Source organism: Butyrivibrio fibrisolvens (assembly GCF_023206215.1).
In the GTDB taxonomy this organism is placed as follows: domain Bacteria; phylum Bacillota; class Clostridia; order Lachnospirales; family Lachnospiraceae; genus Butyrivibrio; species Butyrivibrio fibrisolvens_C.
Window position 1 is genome coordinate 3,491,800 of record NZ_CP065800.1, and the last position, 22,382, is coordinate 3,514,181.

The window sequence follows — 22,382 nt, forward strand, 5'->3', positions numbered from 1 at the left end:
TCGTAAAATTCCCCTGAGCATAGTTTATATTATTTACTCATTATATATATTAAACACGTTAGATATAGCTAACTAAGCTTATATTCTCTCGAAATTTATTTCGGCAATTAGTTGTAAATTCTTAACTATTATACAAAGAACGCAGTAATTATGATTGTTTTTATGATAAAAGACATAATGGAATGCCCAACGTAGTCACATTACCTAACGATTCTTATAACACTTGTTTATATCATTAATTATAAAATCACTTAATCAGTAGGTAAATAGAAAAACACGTCCTTGTGCTTATATTAATTTCATATACTGTAAGAAAAAAAGCAGCACAGAATAGTCTGTGCTGCCCTGATAGTCTTTATATTGATCCAAGTACCGGGAGTATCCTCTGGTGCCTTATGATCATTTTAGTATTAAACTATGCCCTGAGCCTTCATAGCCTCAGCAACCTTAAGGAATCCGGCAATGTTAGCACCTGCTACATAATCGCCTTCCTTACCATACTTCTTAGCTGCTTCAGAGATGTTCTTGTAAATATTCTTCATGATTCCGTGAAGCTTTTCATCTACTTCTTCGAATGTCCATGAAAGTCTCTCTGAGTTCTGGCTCATCTCAAGAGCTGATGTAGCAACACCACCTGCATTTGAAGCCTTACCACAGATAAAGAGTACACCATTGTCCTGGAGATACTTAGTAGCATCAAGAGTTGTAGGCATGTTAGCACCTTCGCATACTGCATATACACCATTTGCAACAAGTGCCTTAGCATCCTCAAGATCAAGCTCATTCTGTGTAGCGCAAGGAAGAGCTACATCGCACTTAACAGTCCATACACCGTGCTCGCCATTCTTCTTCTCATGATACTCAGCTGATGGACGGTTTGCAGCATACTCAGACAGACGTGCTCTCTTAACTTCCTTGACCTCTTTAAGAAGCTCAACGTCGATTCCTTCAGGATCATAGATCCAGCCTGTAGAATCAGAACATGTTACAACCTTTGCACCAAGGCTCTGTGCCTTCTCAATAGCATAGATAGCAACGTTACCTGCACCTGATACAGTAACAGTCTTACCTTCGAAGCTTGTGCCATGATCCTTGAGAAGCTCATCTGTGATATATACAAGGCCATAACCTGTAGCCTGTGTACGAGCAAGAGATCCGCCATATGTAAGTCCCTTACCTGTAAGAACGCCTTCATATACGTCTTTGATTCTCTTGTACTGACCATAGAGATATCCGATCTCACGTCCGCCTACACCGATATCACCTGCTGGAACGTCTGTGTCTGCTCCGATGTGACGATACAGCTCTGTCATGAAGCTCTGGCAGAATGCCATAACTTCTCTATCAGACTTACCCTTAGGATCAAAGTCAGAACCACCTTTACCGCCGCCGATAGGAAGGCTTGTAAGTGAATTCTTGAATACCTGCTCGAAACCAAGGAACTTGATGATACCAAGGTTTACTGAAGGATGGAAACGAAGTCCTCCCTTGTAAGGTCCGATAGCTGAGTTAAACTGTACACGGAAACCATTATTAACCTGAACCTGTCCCTTATCATCTACCCACGGTACTCTGAAAAGAATCTGTCTTTCAGGTGTTGTAAGTCTCTCAAGAAGAGCCTCTTTACGATACTCCTCTTCATTAGCTTCGATAACTACTCTAAGAGATTCAAGTACCTCTTTAACTGCCTGGTGGAACTCCGGCTGAGCTGGATTCTGTGCTACGACTCTGTCGTAAATCTCGTCTACGTATGACATTTCACTACTCCTTCCCGCGCCTTGCGCGATAAAAATAATATAGCAAGCCAAAATCAATTTCCGAATCAACTTCTTCATCTGCAATTCCAAAGTTTGGAAATCTATTTTCAACTTGAAATTAGCTGTTTTATAAAAAAAGAGCAATAAAGATCTAACGATCTCTACGCTCCATTGTGCAGACACCTTTGTCAAAAGTTCTATATTACTGTTGGAATCAAATTATGAACTGATTCAATATCATACACGGATCATTGTATCCACATATACAATTCTGACCCGCATCTGTGAAATATTATATTACGCAATCTTAAATAATTCAATACGCTTTATTGCACTAAAACGTCAACGTTTTAAAAAGTTTTATCTATCAATTTGCACAAAGATCGAGTCACTATGAAATGACTCGATCTTTATATTTTAAACCATTATGACTTTCTGAAGATAGGCCCAATAACTCATACTCACTTCATTAAGCACTCAGCATAAATTATTTAGTAAGATACTCAGTCTTTACAAATCCCTTGATGCCGTTATATTCTACTTCACACCATCCATCGGCACGATAGTTGGTAACCTTGATCTCGTCACCCTGATAAGCGTTACCAAGCACCTCAGATTCAGTACTTGCAGACTTTCTGATACGTACTGTCTCTTTTACATGATATGTTCCGTTACCTGTTACGCCGGTATTTTCTGTAGATGCTGTATCTGACTCTTTTGTTTCTGTTTCTTTTGTCTCAGTAGTCTTTGTGTCAGTCTCTTTAGTATCAGTGTCCTTAGACTCAGTACTATCATCAGTTGATTCTGTATTAGTATCATTGTCTGTTCCGTCAGATACTACTGTGAAGTACTCTGTACGAACATATGCAGTCTTACCTTCATACTCAATCTTGCTCCAGCCGTTGGCAAGCGCTTCGATCTGAGTGAACTGCTGTCCTACCTCAGTCTTACCAAGAACATCTGCATTGGTAGAATCAGAACTTCTTATCTTAACAACTGTAGTAGCCTCAATTATCACAGGACCACTGGCAGTACTATCTGTAGCAGTCTCTTTACTTTCAGAAGTAGAAGCAGCGTCATTACTTGCGCTGTCACCTGCTGCACTTGTATCCTGTGTTGCAGCATCTGTAGATTCTCCTGATGCCTCTGCTGTAGCTGATGCAACCTCCTTACCTACCGACTTATTGACCTCTTCTGAGAAGTTTGTAAGAAAAGCGCTGAGCTCAGCGTTCTCTTCAAGCATAGTGTTGTAGTTAACAGCTACTTCATTACTAAGATCTATAAAATCATCCTGTACACTTAATGCTTCAATGTATGATATGATCTCTTCATCAAGCTCACCGAAATAGAGGTAATACTGTCCCTCTTCATTGGTTCTGATGTAATAGGTCTGAAGTCCCGGTACCTGCTGTTCAAATCCTTTAAAATAGAGCTCAAAATATACATATGTTACATAAGCGCCTGTTTCAGGTCCTTTCTTGGTATAGACCTTGATGGCATCGAACTTGTCATAATATTCTGCCGATACCTGATATCTGATAAGTGCAGGTTCTGTAAGTCCTACAGTTATGGATTTGATAGTATCCATATCTCCTGTTGCCTGGGCCTCATAGAACTTATTGATAAGAGATGTGATCTCAGGATAGGCATCCTCTTCCATTACAACTTCTACAGCATCTGCAGTACTACTCTCTACAGCAGATGCTGTAGCTACCTTCTCAGCAGAAGTAGAAGCTGTAGCTGTAGTAGCTACGCCAGTTCCATTATCATTTTTTCCTGCACGCACAGCCAGCAGAATAGTGATAAGAAGACATGCCACCAAAAAAGCCGGCATTACGATTCTCTTGTTATCAGCAATGTAAGTGGCAAGATTAAACTCACTTTTACGAAATGATTCAAACTTATTCTTATCATTCTTACGTATCATATCATGCAACCTCTTTACTTTATAAACTACCCTTCTAAAAATGCACCCGACAGGAATCGAACCTGCATTAAAGGCGTCGGAGGCCTTCGTTCTATCCATTAGACTACGGGTGCAGGAATAATTTCTATTTCTCATATAAGGTCCCGAATTAATCCGGGACCTTAATTGTTACAAATTTATTACGCACCAATGTATAATATCATATTAAACCATTTGTGTCTATGTTTTTTTACGCAAGACCAGTTTTTAACGCTATTTCGTAATAATCAAGAACTTCATCAAGAGATCTGTCATAATAGTATACATTGTCCGAAAGCACATCTTCTGTTTCAACTTCCGTCATGTTTACATATCTGACCATATTATAAAGTTCTGCAGCTATATTCTCATCAAAGCTTTCATTTTCATCAAGGACGAGTATAAGTTCATGAACAGATGAGGGCAGGATATAGAAATTCCTATCGTATTTTCTGGCAAGCGCGCACAAAAGTCCCGGATTTAGCATCACTGATGCTCCGTAGGTTTTATCTTTATTAGTCAGGATCTTAAGGAATGGGATCTGATCATCTTCTTTCGCTTCGCCTTCACTACCATCATCTTGAGCTTCACGTCTGCCCGACATGATATATCCAAAGATATCATCCAGAACGCTCATCATAGGAACCAGTTCGTAATCCCCTGATTTCATCGCGTTAAGGCACGCAGCCTCATAGAGGTCCTCTTCTGATATATTCCAAAGTGATACGTGATCATTTTTGATCATGATGATACCTTCAAATGCCTTATCTGAAACTTTACTGTAATACAAAACCGCAAGATCTTTGAATCTCCTGTGAGGAAATCCTTCTATATACTCCTTGTTTTTCTTGTAATTAACAAGCTTCATCCGGACTCTGTCCCTGACCTTGTCAAAATCCCTATAATATCCAACTTCAAAATGTTTGTCACCACTCTTCTTCCTTGCATCCTCGACCCTGTCTATAATCTCCATGAAGCTTGTACCGTCTTTGAAAGCCTCATACATTGGTTCAAGATATATCACTTCGGATATATTACTCCCCGGACATATTATATTAAGGCAATTATAAGTAACTCCATTATTCTTATCTACTTTACAAGTTTTAACATCACACTCAGGATGTCTTTCTGACATCACTGATACTACCTGTTCACAAAACGATTTAAATTCCATCTTCCAACTCTCCAAATAAAAATATATTAATAGCAAAAAAGGCAATAGAAACATCTATTAGATATTCCTATTGCCTTACAGACATATAAATATTCAGAGAATATGATATACGATACTAAGAATTAAACTCTTGAAAGGTACTCACCTGTTCTTGTATCGATCTTGATTACATCACCCTGGTTTACGAACAGCGGAACTGAAACCTGTGCACCTGTCTCAACTGTAGCAGGCTTTGTAGCACCTGTTGCTGTATCTCCCTTAAATCCAGGCTCTGTATCTGTGATCTCAAGCTCTACGAAAAGAGGTGGCTCAATAGCAAATACATTACCATTGTAAGAATTAACTTTGCACATCTCGTTCTCTTTAACGAACTTAAGTGAATCGCCAACTATATCCTGATTTACAGCGATCTGCTCGTAAGACTCAGTATCCATGAAGTTGTAAAGATCACCATCACTGTAAAGATACTGCATATCTCTTCTCTCAATATGAGCCTGAGGGAATTTCTCAGTAGGTCTGTAAGTAGTCTCGATAACACCACCATTGATGATATCCTTAAGCTTTGTACGAACGAAAGCTGCTCCCTTACCTGGCTTAACGTGCTGGAACTCGATAACCTGGCAGACCTTGCCATCTACCTCGATTGTAACACCATTTCTGAAATCACTGGCTGTAACCATAAAATCCTCCTGATAATAACATATAAAAGCAAACCGGATGTTTAGCCAAAACAGGCTCACTCATCCAATTTAACAATTCTTTTCTTAAACAACATATCATAGTTTAAACTATAGAATACACTTTTGTCAACAACTTATCATCCATTTGTCTGCATGTCTTTGAGCTTGTTGGCTTGCTGGAATATCTGTCCAAGTGTATTCTTAAAAGCATCAAATTTCTCGACAGCGCGGTCGGAGGATTCTGCGCCTTGATTGGACAGTGATGCAACTTCCTGGCTGGTAGCAGAAAGGTTGGATATACTGTCATTGATCTCAGTAGTCGAGGATGCTATAGACTTCATACCTTCTCCTATCTCCTGGAATCTGTCAAGCATCTCAGTTACATTGTCATTGATACTATCGAAGTTCTCACCAACTGTTTCTATCATATCATTCTGCTCAGATACAGATGTTACGGTATCATCTATGCTGGCCATAGCTTTCTGTACATCTTCTGTGAGTTCATTGATAATATTTGTGATCTGAGTAGATGCTGTATTGGTCTGGGCTGCAAGTTCTCTGACATCATTAGCAACGACAGCAAATCCCTTACCTGCATCACCGGCCCTTGCGGCTTCTATGCTTGCATTAAGAGCAAGAAGATTGGTCTGTTTGGATATAGACATAATAGATCCGACTATCTGCTGCACTTCTTCAACTTTATTAATAACTGCCTGAGTAGTCTCAACTGTAACCTGGCTTGTTCTGGCAACTTCCTGAGACTTTTCTTTGAGTTCACCTATTACCTGTACACCTTCTTGTACCGTTTTCTGCGCATTCTCCGAAGCCTTGGTCATCTCCTGTCTATGCTGTTCTGTTGCCTGTGTTTCATCCTGAATATGCTGAACTCTCTCTGCCTGATTGGTAATAGCATGAGCAGTGCTCTCCATACTGCTTGCAATATCTCTCATTCCGGACTGCTGATCATCCATTATCTCCTGAAGAGATGACATATCGTTTTGCGATTCATTAAACAGATCAGTGATCGTATTTGCTATATCAGCCATAGCCTTTCCTGTTTCAAGAGATTTCTCTGCATTTTCTGTGATCACAGCATTGTTTTCTTCATTGAATTTTGTAAGAAGAGTAACTGTACACAGGCATGAAACAAAAGCAAGAGCAAGAGTTATGAAAGCAGGAACATGTACCATATCCAAGGTACCATCGGCAAAATAAGCCTTGATACAAGTTAAAGTAAATGAAATAGTGATAGCAGTCATTCCCATTTTACATAATCTTACATTCAGATAGATAATGGAACAGATCAGAATTGGAAGTCCAAAGGCAAAGTAAACTATATTGTCCTCAGCAATGAGAAGCACAAAATAGAAAATAGTTGAACCACCCATTATAAGAATAGAACCCATTTTGACTGTATTAAACTTGAATTTGCCAAGAGATATCATGGCTCCTCCAAGCAATGCGTTTCCAATGATAGCGATATTACCAATCGTCATACCTTTCATATAAATATCATTAATTGTCATCAGAAGACCTGCTGCTATTATTACTGCACACACATAAAAACTGTTATTATTGGCTCTCTTATACTGTTCAGCATTCATATAGTACTCTCCTTAGCATAGACCCTACATGTCCTTGTTATAAAACATTTAAAAACGCTACCTCGTTCATTACTAAAATACAAAATGAACCATCTATTATATCGGTTATTATTTTTTTATATGTAAGATTTCCAAAGCTATTAATTAAAAATTTTTTATACATTACTATATCTGGATGGTTTTTAAAGGAATCTAAGATCGCAGCTTAAATAATCTCCGACTAATATGCTGCTTTTGTCTCATTAGTTTTAGAGGAACAAAAATCGCAGCTCTGATACTCATCAAAGCTGCGGCTGCACAATCTATATATTAAAATTTTACGACTTCAAAAACACCTCCTCGCAGCTATACTGCAGCAGATAATTTATAAAGTCTCATTATGATCTGTTCAAAATAGCATGGTCGATAGCTTCCAGATATCCTGCAAGTCCGTGGCCTACTATCTGTTCGTCGCAGGCGGGAGCTGTCACAGAATTGGATCTGAATGATTCTCTGGAATTTATATCAGAAATATGAATCTCGATCTTATATATCTTTTCAAGACTCTTAAGCGCGTCATGAATCGCATAACTATAATGAGTATATGCTCCGGGATTGATTATAATCGCATCTGTACCATTAAAATATGCTTCCTGAAGCTTGTCAATAATAGCGCCTTCGTGATTGGACTGATAACATTCTACTTCTGCTCCCACTTCTAAAGCTTTATCCTTAATAGTCTTTACAAGATAATCATAGTTCTGATCGCCATATATTGCTTTCTCCCTGATTCCAAGGAAGTTCAAATTAGGCCCGTTTACAACTAATATTTTCACGTTCAACCTCTCCTCTAAGTATCTATCCTCTGTCTATCCAAGTGTATTCTCAAGACTAAAGTCAAAAATCTTTATGAGTTTAATCTAACATCTTCAATTATCAAGTCCAAGCGCCTTTATTATCTCATCTGCTATGACTATTTTGCTCTTGCCATCTGTATCGACAATAACATCCGCAGCCATCTCATAGAAACCGGCTCTTTCATCCAGCATCTCTTTTATCCTAGACTTTGGATCTTCTACTTGTAATAGCGGCCTTGTAGTATCATGCTTTATACGATCATATACAGCCTGGGGCGATGTACGCAGATATACCACTCTTCCAAGCTTTGAAAGAAGTCTTCTATTGATCTCACGAAGAGGAAGCCCACCTCCGGTTGCAAGGACAAGTCCGTCATGTTGCTCATTGCCAAGAGCTTTCAAAAGCTTTGTTTCCATATCTCTGAAAGCTCCTTCGCCTTTAGAAGCGAATATATCTGTTATTGAAGTTTCGTAAGTATCTTCTATGAGACTGTCTGTATCAAGTCTTTCATAAGAAAGCCTATCCGACAGTATTTTGGAAACAGTTGACTTACCGCTTCCCATATATCCCACGAGAACTATATTCTTCTCATTTTCAAGCCTTTCGCACATAGCTTTATATATAGTCCTGCTCTGATCATCCGAAATGCTGCACCCCGTCCATAACTCATAGGCATCCACGCCCTGATACAATAGCATCTCAAGGCCATTACAAACCTTAGCTCCTGCTCCTTTAGCCAACTGCATGAATTTGGTATTCATGGGACGATATACTATATCGAATCCGGTATGAACCAATTCATAAAACTTAGGATCTTCTATAATAGCCCTGTCATTGTCAGGATGCATGCCTATTGACGTAGCCTGAATACAGAGATATCTATCCCTTGGGATCTCATGATACTTATCAAGAGCCAGAACTTCGAATCTACTGCCGGGAACTTTTGCTGCCACTTCACCTGCAACCTCTCTGGCCCTCTCAACAGTCCTATTTAGGATATAGATGATATCTGCACCTTCTGATGCCATCAAAAAGGCTACAGCTCTTGCTACTCCACCTGCGCCAAGTATTATGACTTTCTGCCCTTTAATAGTAATATCCTGACATTCAAGAGACCTCTTAAGTCCCGTCATATCCGTGTTATATCCCTTAAAGCCTGTCCCGTCACCAGTTCTTACAAGAGTATTAACAGCACCTATCTTCTTAGCAAGAGGATCTATCTCTTTTAGATATGGAATAACTGCTTCTTTATGCGGAACTGTTGCATTCATACCCAGAATATTAAGCGCCAGAGCGCCGTTAACCGCGTTTCCTATATTCTCAGGCTCTACATCAAAAGGGACATATACCAGGTTCTTGCCGGTCATCTCGGCAAGGCTGTTATGTATAAGTGGTGAAAGCGTATGTCCTGCAGGATGTGCCAAAAGTCCGCACGTAAGAGTCTTACCGTCAGTTTCGTTCAAGCTTCAATCCTCCCAATATCAGGCCAGTTACTGCCATTTTTCTTAATATATCTTTTGTAAAAAAATAATACAATCCATTCAAAGCGTCTCTTGATAACGATCTGTATCTCTTCCTTCTTGTCTATCTGACCTACAAGATAAGATTTTATCCCTACGCGTTTGGCTCCCCATACATCTGTAAAAAGCTGATCGCCAACAAAAAATGTATTGGTATTATCTGTATTCATAAGCTCCATCGCTTTAAGATAGCCTCGCTTTGAAGGCTTATTGGCTCTGTATACATACCTTGCTCCCACAGCTTCTGCGAAGGTTCTGACTCTGGGTTCTTTGTTATTAGATATAAGAACAGTCTCAAAGCCTATGTTCTTAAGCCTGTTAAAAAGAGCTATAGCCCTTTCATCAGCAGGAGCACCATGAGGTACTAAAGTATTATCGATATCATATACTACGCCGCGATATCCAAGCTTATATAATTGTTCATATGGTATGTCATAGGATGACTTTGCAGTAGCATCCGGATAGAAATAGTGTCTCACAGGTTCTCCCCACAATAATAATTATTAGCTCAATAAATATTTGATCAAATTCACACAATCCCTGCAGATTTAAGAAGTGTCTTGGTATAATCCGCAGTCGGACTTTTGTATATCTGATCAGTGACGCCGTATTCTACTATCTGTCCATCTTTCATGATAGCAACATGATCGCAGAGATTGTATACAACCCTAAGATCATGAGATATGAACAGAATAGACAAGTCCAGCTTTTTATGAAGATGATCCAGAAGCTCCAGAATCTGTGCTTGAATAGTAACATCAAGAGCAGATACAGGTTCATCTGCTATAAGGATCTTGGGACTTTGCATAAGGCTAAGTGCGATACTTACTCTCTGCCTCTGACCACCGGATAGCTGAGACGGGTATCTGTTAACATAATCTTCCGGAAGCTCTACCTGCTCGCATACTGTTCTGATCCTATCTTCCATCTCTTCATCAGTCCACTTACGCTTCCTGTCAACTTTTAAAGACTCTTTGAGTATCCAGTGAACTGTTCTTGCAGGATTAAGGCTTCCATATGGATCCTGGAATATCATCTGGGGATATTCGTCTGTTTTGACAATAGATCCTGTGTAATCCTTATTAATGCCCATAATGGCTCTTGCAAGAGTAGATTTACCGCTTCCGCTCTCGCCTACAAGTCCCAGAACTTCTCCCTTGTAGACATCAAGGGACACATTATTCAAAGCTCTGGTCTTTCCTTTTTTCTCAAATATGCTTTTTCTTCGTTTATTATAATAGACGTTTAGATCCTTGATCTCTATCGCCTTTTCATTCCACTCTTTCATATAAACCGCTCTTTGTAAGTGAACTCAACCTGCTCTATTGCTGCATTTTTGAATCTTTGATTCAAAAATGTATACATTTATGATGCATGTATATCAACCTTAGGAATTGATGCTATAAGCTTCCTTGTATATATATTCTTAGGTCTTAGGAAGATATCATTAACGCTTCCGCTCTCTACTACTACACCCTTTTGCATTACAAGGACTCTTGAACATATCTGCCTTACAAGGCTCAGGTCATGTGAGATGAAGATAATAGAAGTCCCCTCTTCCTTGTTTATGCTCTTTAACAGCTCGACTATCTGAGCCTGAACTGTTACATCAAGAGCTGTTGTAGGTTCATCTGCTATCAGTATCTTAGGATGACCTATCATAGCAGCAGCGATCATGACACGCTGCCTCATTCCTCCGGAAAGCTCATGAGGATACATATCATATACTTTCTCAGGCTCGTGCAAGCCTACTTTGGCCAGCATACTTATGGCACGGAGTCTTCTTTCTTTTTTGTCAATTTCAGGATGATGGATCCTAAGGCTCTCTTCAGTCTGCCAGCCTATCTTCTTAACAGGATTAAGAGATGTCATAGGCTCCTGGAATATCATAGAGATCTCATCTCCCTGAAAGGTCCTTAGCTTTCGACGATTACAAGTCAGAAGATCCTCTCCTTCAAACATAATGCGTCCGCTTTTGTACATATCATGCCTGCTCAGAAGTCCTGCTATAGCCAGTGCACTAAGGCTCTTACCTGAACCTGACTCTCCTACTATACCGACGATCTCACCTCTGGACAGCTCCAGATCGAAATCCTCCACCGCAGTCTGAGGAAGCTTATGATCATGAAATTCTATATGAAGATCATTTACTGATAAAATGACTTCAAATTTATCACCACTACTCATAATAATCTCCGGGCTTATACGAAAAGCCCTTTTTTCCAGTTCATTCTTTGATTTATGAAAGGCACTGTTTATACCTTTCATATATTCATTCTATACTCTACAAAAGATACATAGCCTTTCAGATTCATTCTGTTATCTGTGAAAGGCAGCATTTAAGCCTTTTTTCTAAGTCCTTCTCCAAGGAAAGAAAATCCCAGCACCATCCATACGATCGCAAAACCGGGTCCAAGAACACATATAGGGTTTTTGAGCATGAACTGCTGTGCACTTGAGAGCATATTGCCAAGACTATCATACGGAGGCTGCGAACCTATTCCCAGATATGACAGGCCTGCCTCTGCCAGAACCGCATTGTTAAAACCTATAAGAACCGATGACCATAATACACCGCTTATATTGGGCATGATATGAAGGAAGATGATCCTAAAATCCGATGCTCCCTGTATCCTGGCATTTTCAACATAGTCCATATTCCTGCATCTTAGAACCTCAGATCTTACAATCCTTGCAAAACTAGGTATAAAAGCTATTCCAAGAGCAGCCATAACCACGATATTGCCCGAATCAAACAGACTGACTATCACAAGAGCAAGAAGAATAGATGGAAATGCCAACATCGCATCAACGATACGCATGAATACTTCATCAAGAAATCCCCCGAAGTATCCGGTGATAGCACCCAGTAAAGTTCCAAGTCCCGCACCTATTATCATAGTCCCACAGGCGATAGCAAGAGTTATCCTGCTTCCGTACATCACACGGCTGAATATATCTCTTCCCTTATTATCTGTACCCAGTATGTGACTAAGTGACATCCCCTGAAGCTTCTGGGATGCATTCATCTTAGTAGGATCGTAAGGCGTCCAAAACATACCGATCACAACCACAAGCAGCATGATCCCTGTAAGGATTATCCCCCATAAGAGAAAAGAATTTATTTTTTTATCTTTAAAATATTTAATCATTGATAGTTTCAATTCTAGGATCCACCAGTCTGTAAATAATATCTACGATAAGATTCACAACCATTACCAAAATAGCTATGCCCATGATGATAGCCTCAACCACCGGATAATCACGGTTGTTGATAGAGCTTAGGAGCATACGCCCTATCCCGGGAATATTAAACACCTGTTCTATCACTATAGAGCCACTCACCATATCTGCAAGCGCCATTCCCATGAATGTTATAACAGGGATCATGGCATTCTTAAGAACATGTCTGTACAGAACCCCCCTTGTAGTATTGCCCCTGCTATAAGCTGTCCTTGTATAGTCTTTGGAGATCTCTTCTATCACGCTTCCTCTTAAGAGCTTGACACACATAGTGATCTTTGGGAGAGCTATTGCAATAGCAGGGAATACCAGATATCCAATGAACCCCCAGAAATCTTTCTTGTAGGATATAAAGCCGCCCGGTACGAAGAGCTTTAATGACAGTCCGAATATAAGAGTAAGTATTATACCTGAGAAAAAAGGCGGTATAGCCATAATGATCTGATCCATCACCACCACAAACTTGTCTATAACACTACCCTCATGCCTTGCAGTAAATATCCCCAGAGGAATTGATATAAAGAACATGAGCAAAAATGCCATAACAGCAAGCCATATTGTAATCGGTATCTTATCCATGATAAGTGCAGATACTGATCCATATGAATAGGAGGTACCAAGATCTCCCTGAATGAAACCAGTGACCCACCTAAAATATCTTACGTATATAGGATCATTAAGTCCCATCTCCTGTCTTAACATTGCAAGCTGATTCTGCGTAGCCTCCGTTCCCAAAATCCTCGTTGCAGGATCTCCGGGTATTAAGTTAAAAGCAAGGAACACCAGGATGGATACTACAAAAAGAGTAAGGATCATCATCCCGGCCTTCTTTAATATGTATTTCACTTGTTGATTCTCCTTAAAAAAGGGCCCGACTTCCAAAAAGTCAGACCCTTTTACATGTCGGATTTTTCAGATTATTCCGCAAGCTTTATCTTGGCTATATCCTGTACATAAAGCGGATAGAAAGTATAACCTGTATACTTACTGCTAAGAGCTACAAACTCAGGAAGATCCTGAATGTAAATAGCAGCCGCTGTCTCGGAAAGAATCTTTTCACACTCTTTATAATACTTGACCTGCTCATCATCATCAACTGTTGCCTGTGCTGCAGCAAAAGCCTTGTCGTAATCAGCATTGGCATAATTGAACATATTGTTGTGTGCATCTGAAGTATAACGGTATAAAAGTGCAGAAGCATTCAAAGTAGAAGCATCAAAGCCAACTATTGTAGCTTCATAATCTTTGTTATTATATACCTCTTCAAGCCAAGTATTCCACTCTACCTTCTTGATATTGGCTGTTACGCCTATAGCTTCGAGCTGTTCTACTACTACCTCTGCAGTATCAATGTGAGGTGTGTAATTAGAAGGAACCTTGATAGTGAATGTGAATCCATCAGGATAGCCTGCCTGTACAAGGAGCTCTTTGGCCTTGTCTATATCCTGATTATAAGTATCATTTAATGACTCGTCAAAATATTTTCCAAAGGAAGGGAACATAGCAGAGCCTATCTCAACACCGGCACCGCCTGATACAAAGTCCATGATCTCCTGAGGATCTATAGCATAGCACAGAGCCTGACGTACAAGCTCATTATCAAAAGGTGCTACAGCATTGTTGACATAGAGTGCCTGTATCAGGTTCATCTCACCTTCATAGATATCGAATGCATCTGAAAGCTGATCTGCCTGATCACTTGTGATACGAGCGTACATATCAATAGATCCGCCTTCAAGATCAGTAACAATATTGTCAGGGTTAGCTTCTACCTTGAATTCTACGTTTTTGATATGCGCAGCATTGTCAGTATCCCAGTAATCATCGAACTTCTCAACTACAAGATTCTCGAGAGCTGTACGGGATACGAACTTGTAAGGGCCTGTTCCGATAGGATTGTTCTCAACATCTTCACAGTCTGCAGGCATGATAGCAACTGTACAATAACTGATGAACTCAGAATTAGCCTTAGTAAGTGTAACCTTAACATGTGTATCATCAACCTTCTCGATAGAATCAACTATTTCGAATACAGAAGCGCCTGTATCCTTGTAACGCTGTAGTGATGCTACTACATCATCTGCAGTAAGAGTCTGTCCATTATGAAACAGGACATTGTCTCTGATTGTAAATGTATATTCTGTTGCATCATCTGATACATCATATCCTGATGCGATCGCAGGATTAAGATTACCATTCTCATCAGGCTTAACAAGGCCTTCAAAGATATTGAACAGTACTTCTCTGGTTCCTGCTGACTGTGCTATGTGGGGATCAAGGCTGTCAAGATCCTGAGGAATACCTACAGTGAACACTTCATCAGAATCAACGCTGCTGGTCTCCTGCGTGCCCTCCTGAGCATTCTGTGATTCCTGAGCATTCTGTGATCCTGTCTCATCATCCTTCTTGGCGCAACCTGCAAGCATAGCAGCTGCCATTGTCAGTGTGCAAACAGCTGCAACTCCCCTTCGCAGCATGTTACCTGACCAAACTTTCTTTTTCATAATATCACTCCTTTTAATCATATATCTTCACTAATACTTTTGATCACAGTATTAGTGCTAATCCTAAACTCAATCTTGTTGCCATTGTAATACCAATAAAGCTTATCTATACAGATGTATTCAAGGTTTATCAGGCCTTACCGGGGGCCTCTTTGTTCATTACATCCTTAAGCTCATCCATGAATGTGTTGATATCCTTGAACTCACGATATACAGATGCAAATCTGACATAAGCTACAGGCTCAAGATCTTTCATCTTGTTCATAACAAGTTCACCAATCTCACGGCTTTTGATCTCACGCTTCTCCATATTGAAGATCTCTGCTTCTACGCTGTCCACAAGCTTTGTGATCTGCTCCGCACTGACAGGTCTTTTATGACAAGCCCTCAGAATACCTGCTTCTATCTTAGATCTGTCATATGGTTCTCTGTTATTGTCTTTTTTAATAATGATAATTGGAATCGTTTCAACCTTTTCATAAGTTGTAAAACGCTTGCCACAGGAGTCACAAATACGTCTACGTCTTATAGATGTGTTGTCGTCAGCCGGACGGGAATCGATTACTCTGGTTTCGTCTTTACCGCAAAACGGGCATTTCATAACAGTGTCCTCCCTTTGATGATATTAATTCCGAAAAACGCTTCAGATGCAGGCACCTGAAGCGTTTAAATTGTTAACTGATTCGCTGATATTTATTTCTTCTGTAAAAACTCAGGAATTTTAAGCGACTTAGGTTCTACAGTAGACCTTACACTGCTATCACTGCGGAAAAAAGTTCTTGATGTTGTAGGTGCCTCTGCTTCAACCGAAGGCTCAACAGGTGTAGGCTGCTGTACAGCAGGCTGTACCTGAGGTGCCATAGCCTGAGGATTAACAAAAGGCCTTGGCTGAGGTATAGATGCAGGCTGCATTGGTCTTACAAATGGCTGTGAAACCTGTGGTCTGGGAGTCACATTCGCAGCACCCTGCATCTGAACAGGTGTCTGATTAGCAGCCTGTCTATTCTCTGCAGGAGCGGCTTTGGATATATTCATAGCCTGAGCACGATCTTCAATTCCTGTAGCAATAACTGTGATGTTGCATGTATCAGACTGAGACTGATCATATACAGCACCAAAGATGATATTGGCTCTCTCACCGGCAAGTTCCTGAACATAACTTGCAGCATCAGATGCATCAGCAAGGCCGATATCACCGGATACATTGATGATAACATCAGATGCACCGGAAATAGTAGTATCAAGAAGAGGACTTTCAACAGCAAGCTTAACAGCATCTGCAGCCTTGTGATCGCCTGTTCCTGTACCAATACCGATATGTGCGATACCCTTGCCCTTCATAGCTGTCTGTACGTCAGCAAAGTCAAGGTTGATAAGACCAGGTACATTGATAAGATCGGTAATACCCTGAACAGCCTGCTGAAGGACTTCGTCAGCCTTCTTAAGAGCATCGGGCATAGATGTACGACGGTCTACTATCTGTAATAATTTATCATTCGGGATAACAATAAGAGTATCTACGTTATTCTTAAGATTTTCAATTCCCATAAGGGCATTCTGCATTCTGGTACGTGCTTCAAAGCTGAAAGGCTTTGTAACAATACCAACCGTAAGAATTCCCATATCTTTAGCTGCCTTAGCAACTATAGGAGCAGCACCTGTTCCGGTTCCGCCTCCCATTCCGCATGTAACGAATACCATATCAGCGCCCTTAATAGCACTGTTGATATCCTCTACGCTCTCTTCTGCAGCTTTCTCTCCAACTTCAGGTTTAGCACCAGCTCCCAATCCTTTAGTGAGCTTCTCTCCGATCTGCAGAAGTTTTGGTGCCTTACATAATTGAAGAGCCTGCTTATCTGTATTCATGCCGATAAACTCGACACCGGTAACGTTCTCGTCAACCATTCTATTAACAGCATTGTTGCCTGCACCACCAACTCCGACTACGATGATTTTGCACGCAGCTTCAGCCTCATTCGACTTGATTTCCAGCAAAACAACTCCTCCTTCACGTCCAGTTTTAAAACCCTACCATTTATATATCATACGATTTTTTAGGGGATTTCGCAACTATCTTTTTAATATTATCAGTAATTTAACAGCTAGAAAATACTTCATTTTCCAACCTACGTCGCTTCCTCAAATCTGACTGAATCAGTATTCTCATCATAGTCTTCAAGATGAAGCGTTCCCTTTTTCCCTTCCAAAGAAGGAAGGATATAAGGTAATTGTATCACTTTTTCGTCAATATTTTTCTTTGATCCCATAGCAACTTCAATATTGTCAAAATAAAGATACACATTATATACAGAATCAAAATACATCTGATCTGCCTGTAGATTGTATTTGGACAGTAACTGTGTCAGATCAAGGATCTCTGCAAAAACTTCATTATCTTCCACAGGAAGAGGTTTTAAGATAACTACGCTGTCATATTTTAGTCCTCTTACAACAGGAACCCCTTCAAGAAGCTGAGACGAGCTTTCAACTATGATTCCTTCTCTGTCAAAATACATATAACTTTCAAGATAACTGATACATCCTGCCAACGCTTTTTCGTACACATGTATATCGATGGTGTCAGCAGACTTTATATCTATTGTTATCTTTTCTATAAAAGGTATATCAGTAATAGACTTATCATGATACTTGAATCCCAGAAACAATGAGTTATGAGAGAACATACCGTTCATCACCATATCCTGAATCTGTTCATCGCTATAATAAGTATTACCGGATACATTGACTGTCTGTACCCTGTAGTGAGACCTTATATACTCTATAACACCTACTCCTAAGAGGGCTATGACTGCAATTGTCATCACCAGTATCAGGATACTTTTGTGAAGCCTCAACATATCATATAGTGATATCTTGGGTTTCTTTGGTTTTTTCGGCTTTTTGGTTCTTTCGGCATCAACATATCCCGGAGTAGGCCTGTCTCCGAACTTTCTCTCAAGATATGTTTTCTCCTGATAAGATCTTCTTGGAGCATTGTCCAATAATTTTAGAGAATTGCCTGTTCTGTTATGGTTGCCCTGTCTGCCTGCTCCGCTTCCTTTGTAAGTTTTCTTCTTATAGCCATAGGAAGCTCCGGCTTTCTTATATCCTGGCGGAGCACCCGTTCTTCTGCTTACCTGATATGAACTATCATTTGCCATCCTTGAACTACGGACGGCTCCTGATATCTTCCCGTTTCTTGCTACCTGACCTCCACTTGCCATCTTGGAGGTTCTTGCCAACTGACCTCCACTTGCAATTTTGGATGTCCTTCCTGTCTGACTATTACCTGCCGCCTTCCTTGCTCTGGCTGTCTGGCTCCTGTTGACAGTCCTTACACCGGCGGAACCTGCACTCTTTTTCTTATGCATACTCAGCAGAAGATATCCTTGATACGTTCAGTGCTATCCCTATCTCCACAAGCTGCATCACGACTGCGGAGCCGCCATAACTTATAAATGGCAGTGTGATACCGGTATTAGGGATACTGTTAGTTACAACTGCTATATTAAGGATCACCTGTATAGAAACATGCGCCAGTACTCCGATAACAAGAAGCGCTCCGAACATATCCGTAGCCGAGTCTGCTACCAGCTTAAGTCTCCATACAAGGAGCATGAACATTATCATGATAGCTATAGCTCCAAAAAGGCCCAGTTCTTCACATATTATTGAAAAGATCATATCGTTCTGAGCTTCCGGCAGAAAGCCAAGTTTTTGCATGCTCTCGCCAAGTCCTTTACCAAAAAGACCTCCGGAACCTATTGCATAGAGAGCCTGTATGGTCTGATGGCTCGTGCTGCTTGCGAACTGCTCAGGATGAATCCATGCCAGAATACGCCTAAATCTAAAGTTAAGACCATCTGCAGATGATGCAGAAGACGATACCGCATAATATATGGCAAGTGCCGCCACGCAGGCAGCGCCTCCGCCAAGCAGTATAAATCTTTTATAGTCAGGACAGGATACAAAGAGCATCGCGATCGCTATACATATAACAATAAGTGCCGAACTAAGGTTTCTTGTGAGCGAATAGATCAAAAAAGCAGGAACAAGCGACATAATAAGTGTTATGCTAAAACCTCTCCTGGTTGATACCTGCTTACCAAGCTGTGATACAAATCCCGCAAGGAATATTATCATAAGCATCTTACTTATCTCTGCAGGCTGGATAGATATCCCAAAGAGCTTGATCCATCTGGTAGCACCGTTAGCAGAATAGGCAAGCGGCGTCTTTACAAGAAAAGGTGCAGCACAGGCGCCTCCATATGCCAGTATCGTCACCTTTTTGTAGATCTTATAATTGGGCCAGAAAGATACAACAAGCATGACCAAAAGTCCTGCCGCAGTAGAAATCATCTGCCTTTTAAAATAGTACCAGGCATTACCAAACTTAAGATTAGCTTCATATGAGCTCGTCGACAGAAGCATGATAAGCCCGAATACAAGGAGGAATAACACTATAAAAATGAGACCGTAGTTGACATAATAGGTCTTTTTAAATCTTGCCCTTACCCTTTCCTGCGCATCCATCATAAGTATCCCCCTCCTTAGGTTTTTTCTTTATTGAAGCAGGTGTCAAAAGTTTCTTTTGATCCTTACATCGTCTTACCGTATTCAAAGAGAATTAACATAGCTCTTGAACATCTTGCCCCTAACTTCATAGCTAGGGAACATATCCCAGCTGGCACAGGCAGGAGACAGAAGAACTGCATCGCCAGGTACCGCATGTTCTGTACAGTATTTTAAAGCGCCATCAAAGCTATCCTCGTGATGGATAGCAGTAAATCCATGTTTTCTGGCACATGCATCGATCTTGTCAGCTGTAGCTCCGATAAGCACAAGTTCTTTGACTTTGCCATCAAAAGCTTCTATCCACTCATCAAATTCACTGCCCTTGTCATATCCGCCTCCTATTAGGAATGTAGGCTTGGACATAGCCTTGATACCCTGGATAGCAGCATCCGGATTAGTACCCTTGGAATCGTTGTAATAGTCAACGCCTCTCTTCGTACCTGAGAACTCTATTCTGTGCTCTACAGCCTTGAAATCATGGATTACCCTAAGAATAGTAGCCATAGGAACATCCATTGCCATAGCTATAGCGATAGCTGCCATAACATTCTCAACATTGCAAAGACCCACAAGATTCATATCATGGATATTCATGATACGGACATTGTCACCTTCACCGGCAAGATATATCTCTTCACCGTCAAGATAGAAGCCCTTTTCAAGCTTTTCATGTGATGAGAAAAAGACCACCTTGGCAGGGCACCTATCAGCAAATTCCCTTGTATACTCATTGTCATAGTTAAGCACACAGGTATCTGCTTTAGTAGCATTGTAGGTGACATTCTCCTTGCACTTTGCATAGTTGTCCATAGTATGATGCCTGTTAAGATGATCAGGAGTGATATTAAGGATTGCTGATACATCTGCATGGAAATTCTCAACAGCTTCAAGCTGGAAAGAGCTGATCTCAGCAACAGTTACACTCTCATCAGTCATCTTCTGTGCTTCAAGTGCATATGAATGACCTATATTACCTACTACATATACATCATTAAAGTGAGCCTTCATAATCTCACCCACAAGAGTTGTAGTAGTTGTCTTACCATTGGTTCCTGTTATAGCTATAAGTTTTCCTTTAGCAAAGTTATATGCAAGCTCTATCTCGCTCCATACAGGGATATTTTTGTTCTTAAAATACATGATGGTATCTGTATCAAGCGGTACAGCAGGACTTGGTACCACAAGCGCGATCTCATCTGCAAGTTCCTGTGGAAGCCTTCCTATAACGATCTTAACATTATCAGCATCCTGCTCGAGCTTGGCTCTTACATCTGCTTCATTAACTTTCTCATTCTCATCAAGTAGAACAGGCCATGCTCCTGCTCCGCACAGAAGGTGCGCAGAACCTATTCCGGACAGTCCCGTTCCTATGACCAGGACCTTCTTATCCTTTAAATCCATTTGTAAATCCTCCATCCAAAGACAAAATATACTTATAAAAACATTATTCTATAATGGCTATATAGCTCACTACAGATACATGATCTCAGATTATCTGCTTATTGCAAGAAGTCCTATAATACCTGCGATGATAGTAACTGTAGTAAACGCATTAACAACTCTTGTCTCAGACCAGCCGCCCTTTTCGAAGTGATGATGAATAGGTGCCATTCTGAATATTCTCTTACCATGAGTGAGCTTAAAATATCCAACCTGCATTACAACAGATATAACTTCTACAGCATAGATGATACCTACGATAGGGATCCAGAGTGTAAGACCTGTAAGATAACTTACTGCTACTACATATCCGCCGATCGCAAGTGATCCGCCATCTCCCATATATACTTTACCCGGATACACATTGTAATAAAGATATCCAAGAAGCCCTCCAAGAAGAGCTGCGCTTACCGGAGCAAGCTCTACAGTAGACATAGCTGCAACTATCACGAAGAATGTCGCAACAACAGCTGTAACAGATCCGCACAGACCGTCTACTCCGTCCGTAAAGTTGGTTCCGTTGGTTGTAGCAAGTGCTACAAGGAAAAGGAACGGAATATTAAACCATGATAGATTAATTTCTTTTCCCAAAAAAGGGATGTACATATTGTAGAAATCATCAAATGCAGTATTAACAAAAACAACAAATACTACCATCACGATGAACTGCAAAAGGAGCTTCTGCCATACGCGAAGACCGAGATTCCTGTGCATTACAACTTTGATATAATCGTCGATAAAGCCTACGATATAAAAACCTATTGTAAGTATGACAACTGCCCATAGCTTAGGAGTCTTAACGGCATATGGAATAGTAACTATCAGCATCGGAAGAAGGAATATGATACCTCCCATGAGAGGCGTTCCTGCTTTTTTCTTATGAGATTCAAGACCCTCTTCTCTCTCAGAATCCTTAATGCCAAGATTCTTAAGGATCGGGATGATGATCTTACCGGCTATAAGAGCCAGTATCCACCCGATAATGATAGGCGCAGCGATATACTTTAACAATACTTCATTAGACATAACAACATCTCCATACATTACTATTAAATACAGTGTAGATTCCCAAACACATATACACTAAATGCATCCCACATAAG

General features: G+C 40.4%; 19 protein-coding genes and 1 tRNA gene. All 20 read right to left on the reverse strand.

Annotation, left to right across the window (positions count from 1 at the left end):
* Positions 1-410: 410 nt before the first annotated feature.
* Complete coding sequence (gdhA, locus tag I7804_RS14555; RefSeq protein ID WP_248403986.1) at positions 411-1,757, reverse strand: NADP-specific glutamate dehydrogenase; 1,347 nt, start codon at positions 1,755-1,757, stop codon at positions 411-413.
* Between the two features lie 487 nt (positions 1,758-2,244).
* Positions 2,245-3,684, reverse strand: coding sequence for an SH3 domain-containing protein (locus I7804_RS14560; RefSeq protein WP_248403987.1), 1,440 nt, complete (start codon positions 3,682-3,684; stop codon positions 2,245-2,247).
* Positions 3,685-3,725: 41 nt separating this feature from the next.
* Positions 3,726-3,797: transfer RNA gene (locus I7804_RS14565), tRNA-Arg, on the reverse strand.
* Between the two features lie 116 nt (positions 3,798-3,913).
* The gene (locus I7804_RS14570; protein ID WP_248403988.1) at positions 3,914-4,876 is read right to left on the reverse strand and encodes a DUF5688 family protein; all 963 of its coding nucleotides are present in this window, start codon (positions 4,874-4,876) and stop codon (positions 3,914-3,916) included.
* A gap of 122 nt (positions 4,877-4,998) precedes the next feature.
* Complete coding sequence (gene efp, locus I7804_RS14575) at positions 4,999-5,556, reverse strand: elongation factor P (protein WP_022752652.1); 558 nt, start codon at positions 5,554-5,556, stop codon at positions 4,999-5,001.
* Between the two features lie 137 nt (positions 5,557-5,693).
* Positions 5,694-7,160, reverse strand: a complete 1,467-nt coding sequence (locus I7804_RS14580; RefSeq protein ID WP_248403989.1) for a methyl-accepting chemotaxis protein — start codon at positions 7,158-7,160, stop codon at positions 5,694-5,696.
* Between the two features lie 377 nt (positions 7,161-7,537).
* A complete protein-coding gene (locus tag I7804_RS14585) occupies positions 7,538-7,975 on the reverse strand; it encodes a type II 3-dehydroquinate dehydratase (RefSeq protein WP_022752654.1) in 438 nt (145 codons plus the stop codon).
* Between the two features lie 93 nt (positions 7,976-8,068).
* Positions 8,069-9,460 (reverse strand): shikimate dehydrogenase, encoded by a 1,392-nt coding sequence (aroE, locus tag I7804_RS14590; RefSeq protein ID WP_248403990.1) that lies wholly within the window; start codon positions 9,458-9,460, stop codon positions 8,069-8,071.
* The gene (locus I7804_RS14595) at positions 9,457-9,996 is read right to left on the reverse strand and encodes a YqeG family HAD IIIA-type phosphatase (RefSeq protein ID WP_051199402.1); all 540 of its coding nucleotides are present in this window, start codon (positions 9,994-9,996) and stop codon (positions 9,457-9,459) included. Before I7804_RS14595 ends, aroE begins: the two co-directional genes overlap by 4 nt.
* Positions 9,997-10,046: 50 nt before the next feature.
* Complete coding sequence (locus I7804_RS14600; RefSeq protein WP_027203995.1) at positions 10,047-10,805, reverse strand: ABC transporter ATP-binding protein; 759 nt, start codon at positions 10,803-10,805, stop codon at positions 10,047-10,049.
* 77 nt (positions 10,806-10,882) lie between these two features.
* The gene (locus I7804_RS14605) at positions 10,883-11,704 is read right to left on the reverse strand and encodes an ABC transporter ATP-binding protein (protein WP_051164123.1); all 822 of its coding nucleotides are present in this window, start codon (positions 11,702-11,704) and stop codon (positions 10,883-10,885) included.
* 152 nt (positions 11,705-11,856) lie between these two features.
* A complete protein-coding gene (locus I7804_RS14610; RefSeq protein WP_022752657.1) occupies positions 11,857-12,669 on the reverse strand; it encodes an ABC transporter permease in 813 nt (270 codons plus the stop codon).
* Positions 12,662-13,606, reverse strand: a complete 945-nt coding sequence (locus I7804_RS14615; RefSeq protein ID WP_022752658.1) for an ABC transporter permease — start codon at positions 13,604-13,606, stop codon at positions 12,662-12,664. Before I7804_RS14615 ends, I7804_RS14610 begins: the two co-directional genes overlap by 8 nt.
* A 71-nt stretch (positions 13,607-13,677) precedes the next feature.
* Positions 13,678-15,264: an ABC transporter substrate-binding protein gene (locus I7804_RS14620; RefSeq protein ID WP_248403991.1), complete on the reverse strand. Its 1,587-nt coding sequence runs from the start codon at positions 15,262-15,264 to the stop codon at positions 13,678-13,680.
* 130 nt (positions 15,265-15,394) lie between these two features.
* Entirely contained in the window at positions 15,395-15,865 is a 471-nt protein-coding gene (nrdR, locus tag I7804_RS14625; protein WP_022752661.1) for a transcriptional regulator NrdR, read from the reverse strand.
* 92 nt (positions 15,866-15,957) lie between these two features.
* Positions 15,958-17,259: a cell division protein FtsZ gene (gene ftsZ, locus I7804_RS14630; protein WP_248403992.1), complete on the reverse strand. Its 1,302-nt coding sequence runs from the start codon at positions 17,257-17,259 to the stop codon at positions 15,958-15,960.
* Positions 17,260-17,390: 131 nt separating this feature from the next.
* Positions 17,391-18,635, reverse strand: a complete 1,245-nt coding sequence (locus tag I7804_RS14635; RefSeq protein ID WP_248403993.1) for a cell division protein FtsQ/DivIB — start codon at positions 18,633-18,635, stop codon at positions 17,391-17,393.
* Entirely contained in the window at positions 18,628-19,800 is a 1,173-nt protein-coding gene (locus I7804_RS14640) for an FtsW/RodA/SpoVE family cell cycle protein (protein ID WP_022752664.1), read from the reverse strand. The genes I7804_RS14635 and I7804_RS14640 overlap by 8 nt, the downstream gene beginning before the upstream one ends.
* 81 nt (positions 19,801-19,881) lie before the next feature.
* Positions 19,882-21,240, reverse strand: a complete 1,359-nt coding sequence (murD, locus tag I7804_RS14645) for a UDP-N-acetylmuramoyl-L-alanine--D-glutamate ligase (protein ID WP_092041105.1) — start codon at positions 21,238-21,240, stop codon at positions 19,882-19,884.
* A 90-nt stretch (positions 21,241-21,330) separates the two neighbouring features.
* A complete protein-coding gene (gene mraY, locus I7804_RS14650; protein ID WP_110073075.1) occupies positions 21,331-22,305 on the reverse strand; it encodes a phospho-N-acetylmuramoyl-pentapeptide-transferase in 975 nt (324 codons plus the stop codon).
* Between the last annotated feature and the right edge of the window lie 77 nt (positions 22,306-22,382).